A 15,978-nucleotide genomic window follows, 5' to 3' on the forward strand; every position below is an offset into this window, starting at 1 on the left:
GTCAATGCCTGTCGTTTCGGCGTTACAACAGCACCACATCATACTGCTCCTGACTGTAGAATGGCTCAACCTGGAAGCGAATGGTTTTACTGATGAAGGTTTCGAGATCCGCAACGTTATCGGATTCCTCATCCAGCAAACGGTCCACCACGCTCTGGGAAGCCATGACAAGATAGCTTTCCGCATCATAGGCGCGATTCACCCGCAGAATTTCCCGGAACACTTCGTAGCAGACGGTTTCCGTGGTTTTAAGGAAACCGCGGCCATCGCAGATCGGGCAGGGTTCACAGAGGATCTGGCCCAGGCTTTCGGTGGTGCGTTTGCGGGTCATTTCCACCAGGCCCAGCTCCGAGACTCCGGTAATCTTGGTTTTGGCATGATCCCGTTCCAGCATCTTTTCCAGCATGCGGTGCACCTGGCGTTGATGCTCGGAATCGTCCATATCAATAAAGTCGATGATGATAATACCGCCAAGGTTACGCAACCGAAGCTGGCGGCTGATGGCCCGGGCCGCCTCCAGGTTGGTCTTGAAGATGGTTTCCTCGAGGTTGCGATGGCCCACAAACGCGCCGGTGTTGATATCGATGGTGGTCATCGCCTCGGTCTGGTCGATGATGACGTAACCACCCGACTTCAGCTGAACTTTCCGGCTGAGGGCCTTCTGGATTTCATCCTCTACGGAATACAGGTCGAAAATCGGCCTTTCTCCGGGGTAATACTCGACCTTATCGGAAAACTCGGTGACAAATTCGTTCACAAACTCCATGACCCGCTGGTGACTTTCCCGGCTGTCGATGCGCACTTTTTCTGTCTGGGGACGAATCAGGTCACGAATGGTGCGGATAAACAGGGGTAGGTCCTGATAGACCACCGCCGGTGCCTGGCTGCGGGAAAGGCGCTCCTCGATCGCCTGATTGAGGCGATGCAGGTAGTTCATATCACCCAGCAGATCCTCCGCCGAGGCTGCTTCTGCCGCGGTACGGATGATATAACCCCCGCTCACCTCCGGGTCCGCCGCTGCACCCTCTTCCACCAGGGATTTCAGCCGCGAGCGCTCGTTTTCATCCTCGATGCGCTGGGAAATACCCACATGACTGACACCGGGCATAAACACCAGGTAGCGAGAGGGGATGGATAACTGGGTGGTCAGCCGCGCGCCCTTGGTTCCGATAGGGTCCTTGGTAACCTGTACCACGAGGGATTGCCCTTCCCGGAGCAGTGTACGGATGTCCGGGACGGTTTTCGGGGCATCGGCGGGCTCATTGGGCGGTTGCTGAACCGGCACCACATCGGATGCATGAATAAAGGCGGCCCTTTCGAGACCGATATCAACAAACGCCGCTTCCATACCGGGCAGCACGCGAACCACCTTGCCCTTGTAGATGTTGCCAACGATCCCCTTGCGGCTGGTGCGCTCAATGTAGGCCTCCTGGAGCATGCCGTTCTCCACGAGAGCCACCCGGGTTTCCACCGGCGTAACATTGATCAGGATTTCTTCACTCATTGCGGCTCTCCTGCCTGCTGTTCCAGGTTTCCCATACCGGGTATCCGGCGTCGGCAAGTAATTCTGCGGTTTCCCGCAGGGGCAGACCCACTACAGCGCTGTAGCTGCCCCGGAGTTCTTCTACAAAAATACCACCCCGGCCCTGAATACCATAGCCGCCGGCCTTGTCCATTGGCTCACCGGTGGCCACGTAGGCGTCTATCTCCTCGTCTGACAACCACCGGAAGCGAACATCCGTAACGGCCACCAATGAATCACAGGCATTCTTGTGAGCAATGGCAACGGCGGTCATAACCTCATGGCTGGCGCCAGACAGTTGCCGCAGCATGTCAGCGGCGTCCTGTCTGTCGGCGGGCTTGCCCAGAATACGACCATCAAGGACTACGGAAGTATCCGAGCCGATAACAATGGCGCCGGGCTCTGCTGCCTGAACCGCCAACGCCTTTCCCCGAGCCAGCCGCTCCACATAATGGCGCGCCGACTCCCCGGCAGCCGGTGTTTCATCTATGTCGGCCGCGCAGACCCGGAATGACAGCCCGATCTGCCTGAGCAGTTCGGCCCTGCGCGGCGAGGCGGAGGCAAGAACAATCGATGCCATGAATAGTCCGGGCCTCCGCTATCCCAGTTTCCGGTTCAGGTTATCCAGCAGCACGCAAACAATCGGCCAGAGAAGGGCGCTGGTCAGAGCCGGCCACAGGTAGCTGAACCCCGAGTCATCTGCCCCGAGGGTCTGCTTTATGAAATGCACTAGCATCTGGTTGATGCCCAGCAGCAGGAATACCATCAGGCATTGTTGGGGTAAGGGGTACATGCGCAGCCGCTGATGGATCGTCAGCACCAGGAATGCAATGACCCCCATGGCCAGGGCATTCACGCCCAGAGGCGTTGCTTCCAGGACATCCAGCAACAGGCCAAGGCACCAGGCCAGCAGAATGCCAAACTGGCCAGGGGCCCGGAATGTCCAGTAGAACACCATCAGACCCAGCCACTCCGGGCGGAATTCGAACCAGTCCACCGGAAACAGGGAACTACTCAGCACCAGCGCCAGTATAATGCTCAGCGCGAAAACGGGATAACTGATCACTGACAGCATCAGCGCACCTCATCCTGTTCCGCCGGACCCATTTCAGTGGCAGGGGCTGCCTCCCCGGCTTCGTCATTGGCATCCTGCTCGGGTGAGAATACAACCAGAACGAGCCGACTCTTGTTCAGTTCCGCCAGGGGGGTGGCCTCAATTTTCACAAAGGGTTCGCCCTGTTCCTTGGTAATACTGCCGACTTTTGCAACCGGGTAGCCTTTCGGGAAGCGCCCGCCGAGGCCGGAGCTGACCAGCAAATCCTCCTCCCGGATATCCGCTGTATCCGGCACATGCACCAGTTCCAGGGCACTGGCATCGCCATTACCCAGAAGAACGGCCCGCAAGCCATTACGAACCACTTCCACCGGCACCGCGTGGCTGCTGTCCGACACCAGCAATACCCTGGAGGTAAAACTGCTGGTCTGTTCAACCTGCCCCATCAGGCCATTGGCATCCAGAATCGCCTGACCGACTTCCACGCCATCACGGCTACCCTTGTTGATAACAATTTCATGGGAGAAGGGATCCGGAGAGACCGCCACCACTTCACCGACAATCACGCGGTCGTCCAGGACTTCAGAGGAATTCATCAGCTTGCGCAGTTCGTTGTTCTCGGACGCCAGGGCAGCGTATTTCAGGGCCCGACGCTCCAGTATCAGCAGCCGGGCACGAAGGGCCTCGTTTTCTTCCTGGAGATCTTCCTTGCTGGTAAACAGGCTCGCGACCCACTCATTGAATTGGGAGGGAGCATTGCCCAACCAGTGGATCGGGGCAAGACCCGTGCCGATTGCGCTGCGAACCTGGGTGAGTTGATCAAAGCGGCTGTCCGCTACAATCAACACCACCGACAGCACAATAACCAGCAGCAGCCTGAATCCGGGAACGGGGCTTTGTACGAAAATGGTTTTAATGGCACAACCTCCCGCAGGACCGGCAGGAGTCCATACGACAACCGCCGCCGTGAGGTTTCACGAGCGGCGGCCGGGTTGAGGCGATGTCGGGGCGCAAAGCCGGGGTCAAGGTCAGCCCTCCTGGGAGAACATTCCGATTCCACCGCGGTCAATCACTTCCAGCGCCTTGCCGCCGCCACGGGCGACACAGGTGAGCGGGTCTTCGGCGATAATAACCGGCAGGCCGGTTTCCTCACTGATCAGTTTGTCCAGGCCCCGCAGCAGGGCACCGCCGCCGGTCAGCACAATGCCACGTTCGGCAATGTCGGACGCCAGTTCAGGCGGCGACTGTTCCAGGGCACTCTTGACCGTCTGGACAATCTGGGCCAGGGATTCCTGGAGTGCGTCGAGGATTTCCTCGCTGTTCAGGGTAAACGCCCTGGGCACGCCCTCGGCCAGGTTGCGACCCCGTACGTCGATCTCGCGGATCTCCAGGCCTTCATAGGCACAGCCGATTTCATGCTTGATGCGCTCTGCGGTGGAATCACCAATGAGGCTGCCATAGTTGCGGCGCACATAGGTAACAATGGCTTCGTCGAACTTATCACCCCCGGTGCGAACCGATTCGGCGTAAACGATGCCGTTGAGGGAGATAATGGCAATCTCTGTGGTACCACCGCCGATGTCAACGATCATGGAGCCGCTGGCTTCTTCCACCGGCAGGCCGGCACCAATGGCGGCGGCCATGGGCTCTTCAATCAGGAAGACTTCCCTTGCACCGGCACCGAGGGCAGATTCACGGATGGCCTTGCGCTCTACCTGGGTGGATTTGCTGGGCACGCAGACCAGAACCCGGGGGCTCGGTGTGATAAAGCTGTTCTCGTGCACTTTGTGGATGAAGTGCTGGAGCATTTTCTCGGTAACGACAAAATCTGCGATAACGCCGTCTTTCATCGGGCGAATGGCAGTAATGTTGCCTGGGGTACGGCCCAGCATGCGCTTGGCTTCGGCGCCGACGGCGGCAACCATCTTCTGGGATCCGGATGTGCGTATGGCTACTACGGAGGGCTCGTTGAGTACAATGCCGCGCTCGCGTACGTAGATAAGGGTGTTGGCGGTGCCCAGGTCGATGGACAGGTCGCTGGAAAATAAACCTCGGAGTCTTTTAATCAACATTCGTGTAGTTTCAACCTGAGAGTTGCAGTCGCAGAAATGATGCGGCAACTTTAGCAGCGAGGCCCCCTGCAGGCAAGGCACCATCGGGGCTCCCGAGGGGCCTTTCACGCTTTTCCCCTTTGTTTTGGCCCCTCCCGCGATTGTTCGAATCTGTTACCATAGCTCTTTTGTTCCTGACTTGGGTGCAGGGGCGCCTGGGAGACTGCTTTCCAAAACACGCTCGAGCACATCCATGTGGCGCTTGAGCTCCGCCATCCATGGCTCCGCACAGTTTTGGAAAGCAGTCTCCCAGGCACCCCCATACCTCGTAATACCTGATACAAGTTCCAGCAACTGGCCACCGGTTCGTCGGGCTTGTAAATTACCCAAACTTCATATTACTGGGAGGCAATGTGACCATTTCCCGTAAAGATATTGAAAAAGTCGCTGTTCTTGCCCGCATTCGGGTGGATGACCAGCAGGTTTCGGCGCTGGAGAAGGATCTGGGCAATATTCTGGATCTGGTGGATCAGTTGAGTGCCGCGGATACGGATTCGGTAGAGCCCATGGCCCACCCACTGAATGCCGTCCAGCGCCTGCGCCCGGATGAGGTGACGGAGAGCAATCAGCGGGAGGCGTTCCAGGCGATTGCGCCGGCTACCGAGAATGGCCTTTATCTCGTGCCGCGCGTTATTGAGTGAACTGACGAACAGAGACTTAATCAGGAAGGATCATGCATAACAAGTCCGTAGCAGAGCTTTCCCGCGAGCTGGAAAGCGGCAAGATTTCCAGTGTGGAGCTGACCCGGGAGTACCTGGGCCGTCTCAGGAAAGAAGACGAGCAACTCAACAGTTTTATCTCCATTACCGAAGACCAGGCCCTGGCGGATGCCCGTGCGGCGGACGAGCAGCGGGCGGCGGGCAAGGCCACGCCGTGGACCGGCGTGCCGTTTGCCCACAAGGACATTTTCTGCACCAACGGTGTGGCGACGACCTGTGGCTCCAAGATGCTGGCCAATTTTGTGCCGCCATACGACGCCACGGTAACGTCCAACTTCCGCAACGCCGGCGCGGTTTGTCTTGGCAAGACCAACATGGACGAGTTCGCCATGGGTTCGTCCACTGAATCCAGTTACTTTGGTGCCACCACCAATCCCTGGGGGCTCAGCCGCGGTGAGAAGCGGGTTCCGGGTGGTTCGTCCGGCGGTTCGGCGGCTGCGGTTGCGGCGCGGCTGGTGCCGGCGGCTACGGCTACGGATACCGGCGGCTCAATCCGCCAGCCGGCAGCCCTGTGTGGCGTGACCGGGCTGAAGCCGACCTACGGCCGGGTATCCCGTTACGGCATGATTGCCTTTGCCTCCAGCCTGGACCAGGGCGGCACCATGGCCCGCACGGCGGAAGACAATGCGTTGATGCTGAACGTAATGGCCGGCTTTGATCCGAAGGATTCAACCTCCATAGACCGTGAGGTTCCTGACTATACCGCCACGCTCGACGAACCTCTTAAAGGCCTGAAGATCGGTTTGCCGAAGGAATACTTTACCGGCAATCTCAGTGCGGCCATGGAGGAGCAGGTTCGCGGTGCGATCCGGGAGTATGAAAAGCTGGGCGCCACGGTGAAGGAAGTCTCCCTGCCCCATGCCGACCTGGCCATTGCCGCCTATTATGTGATTGCGCCGGCGGAGGCCTCCGCCAACCTGTCCCGATTTGATGGCGCCCGCTACGGCTACCGCTGCAAAGACCCGAAAGATCTCCTGGACATGTACACCCGCACCCGGGCCGAGGGTTTTGGTGAGGAGGTCAAGCGGCGGATTCTGGTGGGCACCTATGCCCTCTCAGCCGGCTATTTCGATGCCTATTACCTCAAGGCCCAGAAGGTGCGCCGGCTGATCCAGCAGGATTTCATCAATGCTTTCAAGGAAGTGGATGTGCTGATGAGCCCGACCACGCCGTCACCGGCGTTCGTCCAGGGCGAGAAAACCAGTGACCCGGTCACCATGTACCTGGAAGACGTGTTCACCATTGCCATCAATCTGGCGGGTATTCCGGCCATGTCGGTGCCGGCCGGTTTCGTGGACGGCCTGCCGGTGGGTCTGCAGATTATCGGGGACTACTTTTCCGAAGCCCGGCTGCTTAACGCCGCCCATCAATTCCAGCAGGTGACCGACTGGCACCAGCGCGAGCCGCAATAAGCCCGAAAGAGGCCCCATACAGAGGAGAGAGCAACTATGCAGTGGGACATTGTGATCGGGCTGGAAATTCACGTTCAGCTCGCCACCAGGACCAAGATTTTTTCCGGCTCCAGCACCGCCTACGGCGCCGAGCCCAACACCCAGGCCAATGCCGTTGACCTGGCCATGCCCGGCACCCTGCCCGTACCCAACGAGCAGGCATTCCGCTATGCGGTGATGTTCGGCCTGGCGGTCAATGCGGAGATTGAGCGCCGCTCGGTGTTCGAACGCAAGAACTACTTCTACCCGGACCTGCCCAAAGGCTACCAGACCACCCAGCTGGAACGGCCCATCGTGGGCCCGGGCTACGTGGATATTGACCTGGCCAATGGTGAAACCAAACGGGTACGAATTCATCATGCCCACCTGGAAGAGGACGCTGGCAAGTCCTTGCATGAAGACTTCCACGGCATGACCGGTATCGACCTGAACCGCGCCGGCACCCCATTGATCGAGGTAGTGACCGAGCCGGACATGACCAACGCCGATGAGGCGGTCGCCTTTGCCAAAAAGCTTCACGGTATCGTGACCTCGCTGGGCATCTGCGACGGCGACATGTCCCAGGGTTCCATGCGCTTCGACGTCAACATATCTCTCAAGCCCAAGGGCTCCGAAACGCTGGGCACGCGCACCGAGACCAAGAACCTGAACTCCTTCCGCTTCATGGAGCAGGCCATCGCCCACGAAGTGGAGCGGCAGATGGATATCCTGGAAGACGGCGGTACTATCGTGCAGGAAACCCGCCTGTACAACGGCGACCGGGACGAGTCCCGCTCCATGCGCACCAAGGAAGAAGCCAACGACTACCGCTACTTCCCCTGCCCGGACCTGCTGCCGGTGGAAATCGACGACGCCTTCATCGACGAGGCCCGCAACAGCCTCCCGGAGCTGCCGGACGCCCGCAAGGCCCGCTTCATGGACCAGTACGGCCTGAACGACTACGACGCCGGCCTGTTGGCCGGCGACTCGAAGCTGGCTGCTTTCTTTGAAGCCGCTGCAGAGCGCGGAAAAGATGCCAAGCTGGCCTCCAACTGGGTCCAGGGCGAGTTCTCGGCGCGTCTGAATGCGGAGGAGAAGTCGGTTGCCCAGTCGCCGATCACTGGCGCCCAGCTGGGTGATTTGGTGGTGCGCATTGCTGATAACACCATTTCCTCGGCGGGCGCCAAGAAGGTATTCGAAGCTCTCTGGAGCGGTGAAAACGACAATGTGGACGCCATCATCGACGCCAAGGGCCTGAAGCAGGTGTCGGATACCGGCGAGCTGGAAAAGATGGTGGACGAAGTGCTCGCCTCCATGCCGGACCAGGTGGCCCAGTATCAGCAGGAGTCCGACCCCAAGAAGCAGAAGAAGATGCTCGGCGGGTTTATGGGGCCGCTGATGAAGGCCTCCAAGGGCCAGGGGAATCCGAAGCTGTTTAACGAGATACTGGTTCGGAAGCTTGGGGGGTAACCCTCGGGCTTTGGGCTTGGGCCCTAGCCTGGTTGTTTCGGAGTTCACGGCACGTGGCTGGAAGGGGGTTCCAAAACACGCTCCTTCGGCACATCCATGTGACGCTTGGGCTCCGCCATCCCTGGCTCCGCACAGTTTTGGAACCCCCTTCCAGCCCCGCGCCTGTTCGGCCTCGGAGTTATACCCGTAGGTCGGATTAGCGAAGCGTAATCCGACACCGCGTTAACGGTCGACCCCATTTGTCGGATTACGGCTTCGCCTAATCCGACCTACGTTCTACGCTCTAGGCGTTAACTCGGAGATAGACGGCGTTGGCGGATGCCCCCTCCCAAAAATGTGCGGAGCCATGGATGGCGGAGCCCAAGCGCCCATGGATGGGCTTGTAGCGTTTTTTGGGAGGGGGCATCCGCCAACGCCCTCCCCCGCAACAACCAGGCTAGAAAACCAGCACAAGGCCAATCACACAAGCCGGCCCCAAAGATCATGCTCATCCGCATGCTCAACCACCGCCTGGACAATCTGCCCGGGAACCAGGTCGGTTTCGTCGTTGAGGTAGACCATGCCGTCAATCTCCGGGGCATCCGCCTTGGAACGGCCGATGGCGCCCTCTTCGTCGACTTCGTCGATCAGCACATCAATGGTCTGGCCGATTTTCGCCTGCAGACGGGCGGCTGAGATCTCGGCCTGTTTTGCCATGAAACGGGCCAGGCGCTCCTCCTTGACCTCTTCCGGCACCGCACCTTCCAGCTCGTTGGCCTTCGCGCCTTCCACCGGGCTGTACTTGAACGCACCCACACGATCCAGCTGGGCCTCGTCCAGCCAGTCCAGCAGGTACTGGAAGTCTTCCTCGGTTTCACCCGGGAAGCCCACAATAAAGGTGGAACGGATAGTCAGTTCCGGGCAGATATCCCGCCACTTACGGATGCGCTCCAGGGTTTTGCTGTCATGGGCCGGGCGCTTCATGGCCTTGAGGACTCTCGGGCTGGCGTGCTGGAACGGGATATCCAGGTAAGGCAGGATCTTGCCTTCGGCCATCAGGGGGATGATGTCGTCCACGTGGGGATAGGGGTAAACATAGTGCAACCGCACCCACACGCCCATCTCACCCAGCGCCTCGCAAAGGGACTGCATCTTTGTTTTCAACGGGCGGCCCTGCCAGAAGCCGGTGCGGTATTTGGTATCCACACCATAGGCCGAGGTGTCCTGGGAAATCACCAGCAACTCCTTCACGCCGGCGTCCACCAGGCGCTGGGCTTCGTCCATCACATCGCCGATGGGACGGCTGACCAGGTCTCCCCTCATGGAAGGGATGATGCAGAAAGTGCAGCGGTGATTGCAGCCCTCGGAGATTTTCAAGTAGGCATAATGCCGGGGCGTCAGCTTGATGCCCTGGGGTGGAACCAGGTCGGTGAAGGGGTCGTGTTGCTTTTTCGGCGGCACAAACTGGTGCACCGCGCCGACGACTTCCTCATAGGCATGGGGGCCGGAAACGGCCAGTACGCCAGGATGGGTATCGCGGATCTTGTCAGCTTCAACGCCCATACAGCCGGTGACGATTACCTTGCCGTTTTCATTGATCGCTTCACCAATGGCATCGAGGGACTCCTGTTTGGCCGCATCAATAAAGCCGCAGGTATTGACCACAACAATGTCCGCATCGTTGTAGGTTGGTACCACGTCGTAACCATCCAGCCGAAGCTGGGTAAGGATGCGCTCTGAATCAACGAGCGCCTTGGGGCAGCCAAGGCTGATAAAGCCTACTTTGCCGCCACCCTGGGGAACGGTAGAAATTTTGTCTGTCATAACCTGCACGGAATCATGGCGCCGGCATCGGCTCCAGGTGAATGTTGGCGAGTAGTTTACCTCAGCCAGACCGCTGCCGTCAGTGACGTTGAGATGCAGAAGCCGGACATCGCGAACTGACATACATCAACATTGGTGACGCTTTGTTCACATTCAGTTCACAAAACTGACAGCTTTGGCGACAGGCAACTTGCTGATCACCGAACAAACAACTAGACTTTCAGGAAGTTAAGACCGAAACAATAAACGCTTGTTGTCAGCCCGCATCCGTCTTGTTACGAAATGATGACACTGTGCGGGATTTTATCGTGTATTTAATCAGCACAGCAGCGAGTATAAAAAGGACTGAACGATGGGTAAGGCAGCCTCCTTTGAAACCAGAGATGCCAGAAGAGTCACTATGAAACCAGTTGCCGCCAAGCCAAACCTTCGCAATCAGCAACGTGTTGATGTTGCCACTGAAGTCAGAATCGAAAAAAGCGATGGCAGCTGTCTTACCTGCGAAGTCTCCAACATCTCCCGAACCGGAATCATGATCCTTTGCGGGCAGGAAGCCGTGAAAAAGCTGGTCCCCGGCCAGAAAACACCGGCACCCGGCAACTGGATATCCGTTACCGCCACGTTCTCAGTCCCGGTGGTTGCCCAGCAACCGGTTTCCGTAATGGCCACCGGTCATATCGTCCATATGCGCCGCATTGCCCGCGACCAGTTCCAGCTGGGTATCCAGTTCGCGGAATTTGAAGGCAACGGATTCGACTACGTTAACAACTACGTCAGCAAACTGCTTGCCACCTCGGCGCCCTGAGCCTTTAAGCACTGCCCACCGCACTACCTCGCCGCTATATTGTTATAGCAGCAAACTCTAGTTACCCGTCTTCTTATGCCATGGCCTGATCTGGTATCATTACGGCATTCACACGCCCAGCCTCGATCTGACGCCAGAGGCACGCAAACGCGGTAACAGGATACGATGACCACTTACAACCTGACGCATCTCAAACAGCTGGAAGCTGAAAGCATCCACATCATCCGGGAAGTCGCAGCCGAATTCGACAACCCGGTCATGCTCTACTCCATTGGCAAGGACTCCGCGGTGATGCTGCACCTTGCCCGCAAGGCCTTCTATCCGGGCAAGCTACCTTTTCCCCTGATGCACATAGACACCACCTGGAAGTTCCGGGAAATGATCGAGTTCCGGGACCGCAAGGCCAAAGAGTACGGACTGGACCTGATCGTCCACAAAAACGAAGACGGTATCAAACAGGGCATCGGCCCCTTCACTCACGGCAGCGCCAAACACACTGACGTGATGAAAACCCAGGCCCTCAAGCAGGCCCTTACCAAGTACAAGTTCGATGCAGCCTTCGGTGGCGCGCGCCGGGATGAGGAAAAGTCCCGCGCCAAGGAACGGGTGTATTCCTTCCGCGACGAATACCATCGCTGGGATCCGAAAAACCAGCGCCCTGAGCTGTGGAACATCTATAACGGCAAGATCAACAAGGGCGAAAGCATCCGGGTTTTCCCGCTGTCCAACTGGACCGAGCTGGATATCTGGCAGTACATCTACCTGGAAAACATCGAGATCGTACCCCTGTACTACGCCGCCAAGCGCCCGGTGGTGGAGCGTGACGGCACGCTGATCATGGTGGACGACGACCGCATGCCTTTGAAGGAAGGCGAGAAGCCGGAGATGAAATACATCCGCTTCCGCACCCTGGGCTGCTACCCGCTGACCGGCGCCATTGAATCCGAGGCGGACACCCTGCCGGAGATCATCCAGGAAATGCTGCTGGCCACCAGCTCCGAACGTCAGGGCCGCGTGATTGACCACGACTCGGCCGGCTCCATGGAACAGAAAAAGCGGGAAGGGTACTTCTAAGATGTCACACCAGTCTGATCTGATTGCCGAAGATATTCAGGCCTACCTGAAGCAACACGAGAACAAGGAACTGCTGCGCCTGCTGACCTGCGGCAGCGTGGACGATGGCAAGAGCACCCTGATTGGCCGCCTGTTGCACGACACCAAGATGATCTACGAAGATCATATGGCGAGCCTCAAGACCGACAGCGCGAAGATGGGCACCACTGGCGAAAAGCTGGACCTGGCCCTGCTGGTGGACGGTCTGCAGGCGGAACGGGAACAGGGCATCACGATTGACGTGGCCTACCGCTATTTCTCTACCGACAAGCGCAAGTTCATCATTGCCGACACCCCGGGGCATGAGCAGTACACCCGCAACATGGCAACCGGCGCCTCGACTGCCCAGGTGGCGATCCTGATGATCGATGCCCGCCACGGGGTGCTCACACAGACCCGTCGTCATTCCTACATCGCGTCCCTGCTGGGCATCCGCCACATTGTGGTGGCCATCAACAAGATGGACCTGGTGGACTACAGCGAAGAGCGCTTCAACGAAATCAAGGACGACTACCTGGCCTTTGCCAACAAGCTGGGTCTGAAGGATATCCGCTTTGTGCCGATTTCCGCACTTGAGGGTGACAATGTCGTCAACAAGAGCGAGCACACGCCCTGGTTCACCGGCCAGCCGTTGATGGAAATCCTGGAGACGGTGGAAGTTTCCCACGACAAGAATCTGGAGCACTTCCGCTTCCCGGTGCAGTATGTGACCCGCCCGAACCTTAACTTTCGCGGGTTCTGCGGTACCATCGCCTCCGGCGTTGTGCGCCCCGGCGACAAGGTCATGGCCCTGCCCTCCCGTCGCACCAGTACCGTCAAGGAAGTGGTGACATTCGACGGCAATCTGGACGAGGCCTACATTGACCAGGCGGTCACCCTGACCCTGGCCGACGAGATCGACGTCAGCCGTGGCGACATGCTGGTCAAGGCCGAGGACGAGCCGGAAGTGGGTAACCGCTTTACCGCCAATATCGTGTGGATGACCGACGGGCCGCTGGAAACCGGCCGCCTCTATGACATCAAGCTCGGCCCCACGTTTACCTCCGGTACGGTGAAGAGGATCCTCCACCAGACCGATGTGAACACCCTGGAGAAGAACGACAATCCCTCTGCCCTGCAGCTGAACGAGATTGGCCTCTGCGAGCTGACACTGAGCCAGCCCATTGCCTTTGACGCCTATCCGCGCAATCACGCCACCGGCAGCTTTATCGTGATCGACCGGCTGACCAACGTGACCATTGGCGCGGGCATGATTGCCGGCACGGCCGGTACCGTTGAGTCTCTGGATCCGGTGACCAGCGAGGAGCGTGAGCGCCGTCTGGCCCAGAAGCCGGCGATTATTGCCTGTAACGGCAAGCAGGCTACGGCGCTGGCTTTGGCGGTGGAACGGGCGCTGTTTGATCAAGGCAAGACGTCTGTGGTTCTGACCGAGGACAACACCGGTAATGCCGACGACCGTCGCCGCTCGGCGCAGGTTATCAGCGCCCATGGTCTGATTGCCATTGTGGTGAACCTGGGTACCGATGTGGCTTCGGCGTCTGTTTCCGCCGATGACGATCAGCAGATTACCGATGCTGTTCAATCGCTGATTCAGGATCTGATGCGTAACAAACGGGTTTAAGACCGGGTTCTGGATTGCCCCTATGGCCTGAGAGTCTGGGGGCTGGTCCGGGGGTGGGGGTACCTTTTCTTTGGAAAAAGAACTCGCTGCGCTCAGACACCTTTTTCTGGCAGAAAAGGTACCCCCACCCCCAAACCGATCACACTGAATTCGGATGCTCCCCACGGTAAACCGTAGGTCGGATTAGGCCCAAAGGGCCGTAATCCGACAAACCCGTTTCGCCCCACACAAAGCCCCAACCTTCCCCAAAACCCCAAAAAATCCATTACAATCCCACCCCCTGAAGGTTTACCCTCACACCTCTTACGTTCTACCAACCAAGGGACCGATGACTCCATGGCCATCAAACACCTCCGCACCCTCTTTGCCAGCCAGCTTCAGCCCGGACAACCCGCCCAGGTTCGCCCCGGTGAGCCCCTGGCCGAGCCAGGCGGCGATTATGAGGCCCTCCACAAGCAGATGAAGCGCCTGTTCAACAGCAAACCGGGCAAGAAGTACGGTCGTTTCTCCGAGGACATTGGCGAATCACCTTTCAGCGCCTGGCTGAAGGATTACCTGGAGGACAAGCAGAGCTTCGCGTCCCTGACCGACCGGATTTTTGGCCAGTGGCAGGACCTGTTGAACGGCAGCCAGGAAGAACATCAGGGGCATCTGATGCTGGTGCACGAGGCGTTGGCGGATGGCGAGGTGATGTATCTGCTGGTGCTGGAGAGCGACAGTGCGTTGCGGTTTGACGGCCAGCAGTCTCTAGACACCACGGATGTGCTGAATCTTTCCCGGCTGAATCTGGCGGTGCGTATCGAGCTGGAGGACTGGCAGGGTGACAATGCCGGGGAGAATTACCTGACGCTGGTTCATGCCCGTGGTGCGGGGGAGCCCGGTGAGCTGTTTATCCGGCTTTGTGGTTTTACCAATCAGGTGGATGTGGAGAAGGAAACGCTGACGTTCATGGATGCGGTGGAGGCGTTTGCCAGGTCGTCCGAGCCGGAGGAAGCCGGCAAGATCCGGGCACGGGCCTATGAGTTCTCGAAAGAGCAGCATGCTTTGGGTGAGCCGGTGGCGATTGAGGCGCTGTCCGGCTATCTGGATGAGGATCAGCCCCAGCGGTTCAAGGAGTTTGCCAGCGAGACCGCCGAGTTGCCAGAGAGCGGGGTGCTGCATCCGGATCATCGCAAGGTCAAGAAGCTGGTGAGAATTGCGGGTTCTGGTGGCGGTATGAGTGTGTCGTTTTCGTCCGATCTGGTGAATCAGGCGGTCTACTATGACCGCGACAACGATGCGTTGACTATTACCAAGCTGCCCAAGGCTTTGCGGGAGCAGTTGCAGCGGTATCTTGAAGGCCGCGAGGAATAAACTTTCGGCCTGTTAAGTTAGGGGGCTGGCCCCGCCGCGGGGTAGCATTTTCTTCTGGAAAAAGAACTCGCTGCGCTCGGACACCTTTTTCCGGCAGAAAATGCTACCCCACACCGGGGCCGAGCACGCCACGAGTTATCTGGTCTATCAGGATTCCGTTGTTTCCGTGGAGACCTGATCGTCCCACCGGGGGCGGTTTGCCCGTAGTTTTCGGACTTCCCTCATCCAGCCAACGCCATCAACCAACTCACCGGTGTCCGGATCAATGGGCGGATATGGCAGGTTGCGGTCGTCGCAGTAGCGTTTGACCACCGGTTGGCACCAGCGGAACAGCAAGCGGTTGTATTCGTCGTCCGGCAGCCTCCGATAATCATACAGCCCCGCCAGTTTCCTCTGCCGCTGCGCCTCGGCGAGGATGATCGCGCAAGCTGAAGAGACGTTCAGGGACTCCACCATGCCCATCATGGGGATCACGATGTGTTCATCCGCCTGTTCGGCGGCGCTGTCGCTGACGCCGTCCACCTCATTGCCCATGATCACCGTGCAGGGCACGGTGAAGTCCGCATCCCGGTAGTCGATGGCCCGGTCTGACAGCTGCGCCGCATAGAGTTTGTGCCCCTGTCCTTTCAGCGAGGCCACCGCATCGTCCATGGAGGGATGGGTATGGGTGGTGACCCAGTGGTAGCTGCCGCCAGCGGTTTTCCGGAACGCCCGGAAGCCTTCCCGCGGCCACACCACGTGCATGTTGGCCAGGCCGAAGGCATCGCAGGAGCGGATGATGGCCGACAGATTGCGGGGCTTGTGGACCTGGTCGCTGAGGACGCTGAGGTCGGGTTGGCGGGTGTTGAGGGTTTGTTTGATTCTGGCCAGGCGTTCGGGGGTCATGGTTGATATTTTTTGTCGGATTACGGCTTCGCCTAATCCGACCTACGGATCAGGTTTGGCACATCGGTTCGGGAAGGGGTTGGGTGGGGCCT

Annotated in this window: 14 protein-coding genes; 7 read left to right on the forward strand and 7 right to left on the reverse strand. The window is 58.7% G+C overall.

Annotated elements, in window-relative coordinates; translation table 11 throughout:
- Nucleotides 1-22: 22 nt before the first annotated feature.
- The 5 genes from rng to HLUCCO03_RS07550 all read right to left on the reverse strand — a co-directional run bounded on the left by rng (nucleotide 23) and on the right by HLUCCO03_RS07550 (nucleotide 4,645).
- A complete protein-coding gene (rng, locus tag HLUCCO03_RS07530; RefSeq protein WP_027832693.1) occupies nucleotides 23-1,504 on the reverse strand; it encodes a ribonuclease G in 1,482 nt (493 codons plus the stop codon).
- On the reverse strand, nucleotides 1,497-2,102 hold the full coding sequence (locus tag HLUCCO03_RS07535) for a nucleoside triphosphate pyrophosphatase (protein ID WP_027832694.1): 606 nt from the start codon (nucleotides 2,100-2,102) through the stop codon (nucleotides 1,497-1,499). The genes rng and HLUCCO03_RS07535 overlap by 8 nt, the downstream gene beginning before the upstream one ends.
- Nucleotides 2,103-2,120: 18 nt before the next feature.
- The gene (gene mreD / locus HLUCCO03_RS07540) at nucleotides 2,121-2,597 is read right to left on the reverse strand and encodes a rod shape-determining protein MreD (RefSeq protein WP_027832695.1); all 477 of its coding nucleotides are present in this window, start codon (nucleotides 2,595-2,597) and stop codon (nucleotides 2,121-2,123) included.
- Nucleotides 2,597-3,484: a rod shape-determining protein MreC gene (gene mreC, locus HLUCCO03_RS07545; protein WP_081813577.1), complete on the reverse strand. Its 888-nt coding sequence runs from the start codon at nucleotides 3,482-3,484 to the stop codon at nucleotides 2,597-2,599. The genes mreD and mreC overlap by 1 nt, the downstream gene beginning before the upstream one ends.
- Nucleotides 3,485-3,604: 120 nt before the next feature.
- Nucleotides 3,605-4,645, reverse strand: coding sequence for a rod shape-determining protein (locus tag HLUCCO03_RS07550; RefSeq protein WP_027832696.1), 1,041 nt, complete (start codon nucleotides 4,643-4,645; stop codon nucleotides 3,605-3,607).
- A 395-nt stretch (nucleotides 4,646-5,040) separates the two neighbouring features.
- On the opposite strand from HLUCCO03_RS07550, the gene gatC reads away from it, so the two are divergent.
- From gatC to gatB, 3 genes are read left to right on the forward strand one after another with little or no spacing between them, the layout of a single operon-like run.
- Nucleotides 5,041-5,328, forward strand: a complete 288-nt coding sequence (gene gatC / locus HLUCCO03_RS07555; RefSeq protein ID WP_027832697.1) for an Asp-tRNA(Asn)/Glu-tRNA(Gln) amidotransferase subunit GatC — start codon at nucleotides 5,041-5,043, stop codon at nucleotides 5,326-5,328.
- Between the two features lie 32 nt (nucleotides 5,329-5,360).
- Complete coding sequence (gene gatA, locus HLUCCO03_RS07560) at nucleotides 5,361-6,818, forward strand: Asp-tRNA(Asn)/Glu-tRNA(Gln) amidotransferase subunit GatA (RefSeq protein ID WP_027832698.1); 1,458 nt, start codon at nucleotides 5,361-5,363, stop codon at nucleotides 6,816-6,818.
- A gap of 36 nt (nucleotides 6,819-6,854) precedes the next feature.
- Nucleotides 6,855-8,306, forward strand: a complete 1,452-nt coding sequence (gene gatB, locus HLUCCO03_RS07565) for an Asp-tRNA(Asn)/Glu-tRNA(Gln) amidotransferase subunit GatB (RefSeq protein WP_027832699.1) — start codon at nucleotides 6,855-6,857, stop codon at nucleotides 8,304-8,306.
- Nucleotides 8,307-8,765: 459 nt separating this feature from the next.
- Here the strand turns inward: gatB and rimO are convergent, their stop codons facing one another.
- Nucleotides 8,766-10,109: a 30S ribosomal protein S12 methylthiotransferase RimO gene (gene rimO, locus HLUCCO03_RS07570; protein ID WP_027832700.1), complete on the reverse strand. Its 1,344-nt coding sequence runs from the start codon at nucleotides 10,107-10,109 to the stop codon at nucleotides 8,766-8,768.
- Between the two features lie 400 nt (nucleotides 10,110-10,509).
- Between rimO and HLUCCO03_RS07575 the strand changes: the two genes are divergently transcribed.
- From HLUCCO03_RS07575 to HLUCCO03_RS07590, 4 genes are all read left to right on the forward strand, one after another.
- The gene (locus HLUCCO03_RS07575; protein WP_027832701.1) at nucleotides 10,510-10,914 is read left to right on the forward strand and encodes a PilZ domain-containing protein; all 405 of its coding nucleotides are present in this window, start codon (nucleotides 10,510-10,512) and stop codon (nucleotides 10,912-10,914) included.
- Between the two features lie 165 nt (nucleotides 10,915-11,079).
- Nucleotides 11,080-11,988 carry a sulfate adenylyltransferase subunit CysD gene (gene cysD, locus HLUCCO03_RS07580; protein ID WP_027832702.1) on the forward strand — a complete coding sequence of 303 codons (909 nt, stop codon included), beginning with the start codon at nucleotides 11,080-11,082 and terminating at the stop codon, nucleotides 11,986-11,988.
- 1 nt (nucleotide 11,989) lies between these two features.
- Nucleotides 11,990-13,648, forward strand: a complete 1,659-nt coding sequence (gene cysN / locus HLUCCO03_RS07585; RefSeq protein WP_027832703.1) for a sulfate adenylyltransferase subunit CysN — start codon at nucleotides 11,990-11,992, stop codon at nucleotides 13,646-13,648.
- Between the two features lie 336 nt (nucleotides 13,649-13,984).
- Nucleotides 13,985-15,001 (forward strand): nucleoid-associated protein, encoded by a 1,017-nt coding sequence (locus tag HLUCCO03_RS07590; RefSeq protein WP_027832704.1) that lies wholly within the window; start codon nucleotides 13,985-13,987, stop codon nucleotides 14,999-15,001.
- Between the two features lie 147 nt (nucleotides 15,002-15,148).
- On the opposite strand, the gene trmH is transcribed toward HLUCCO03_RS07590, so the two are convergent.
- Nucleotides 15,149-15,886 (reverse strand): tRNA (guanosine(18)-2'-O)-methyltransferase TrmH, encoded by a 738-nt coding sequence (gene trmH, locus HLUCCO03_RS07595; protein WP_027832705.1) that lies wholly within the window; start codon nucleotides 15,884-15,886, stop codon nucleotides 15,149-15,151.
- Between the last annotated feature and the right edge of the window lie 92 nt (nucleotides 15,887-15,978).

The sequence above is a fragment of the Marinobacter sp. HL-58 genome, from assembly GCF_001314605.1.
In the GTDB taxonomy this organism is placed as follows: Bacteria; Pseudomonadota; Gammaproteobacteria; order Pseudomonadales; family Oleiphilaceae; genus Marinobacter.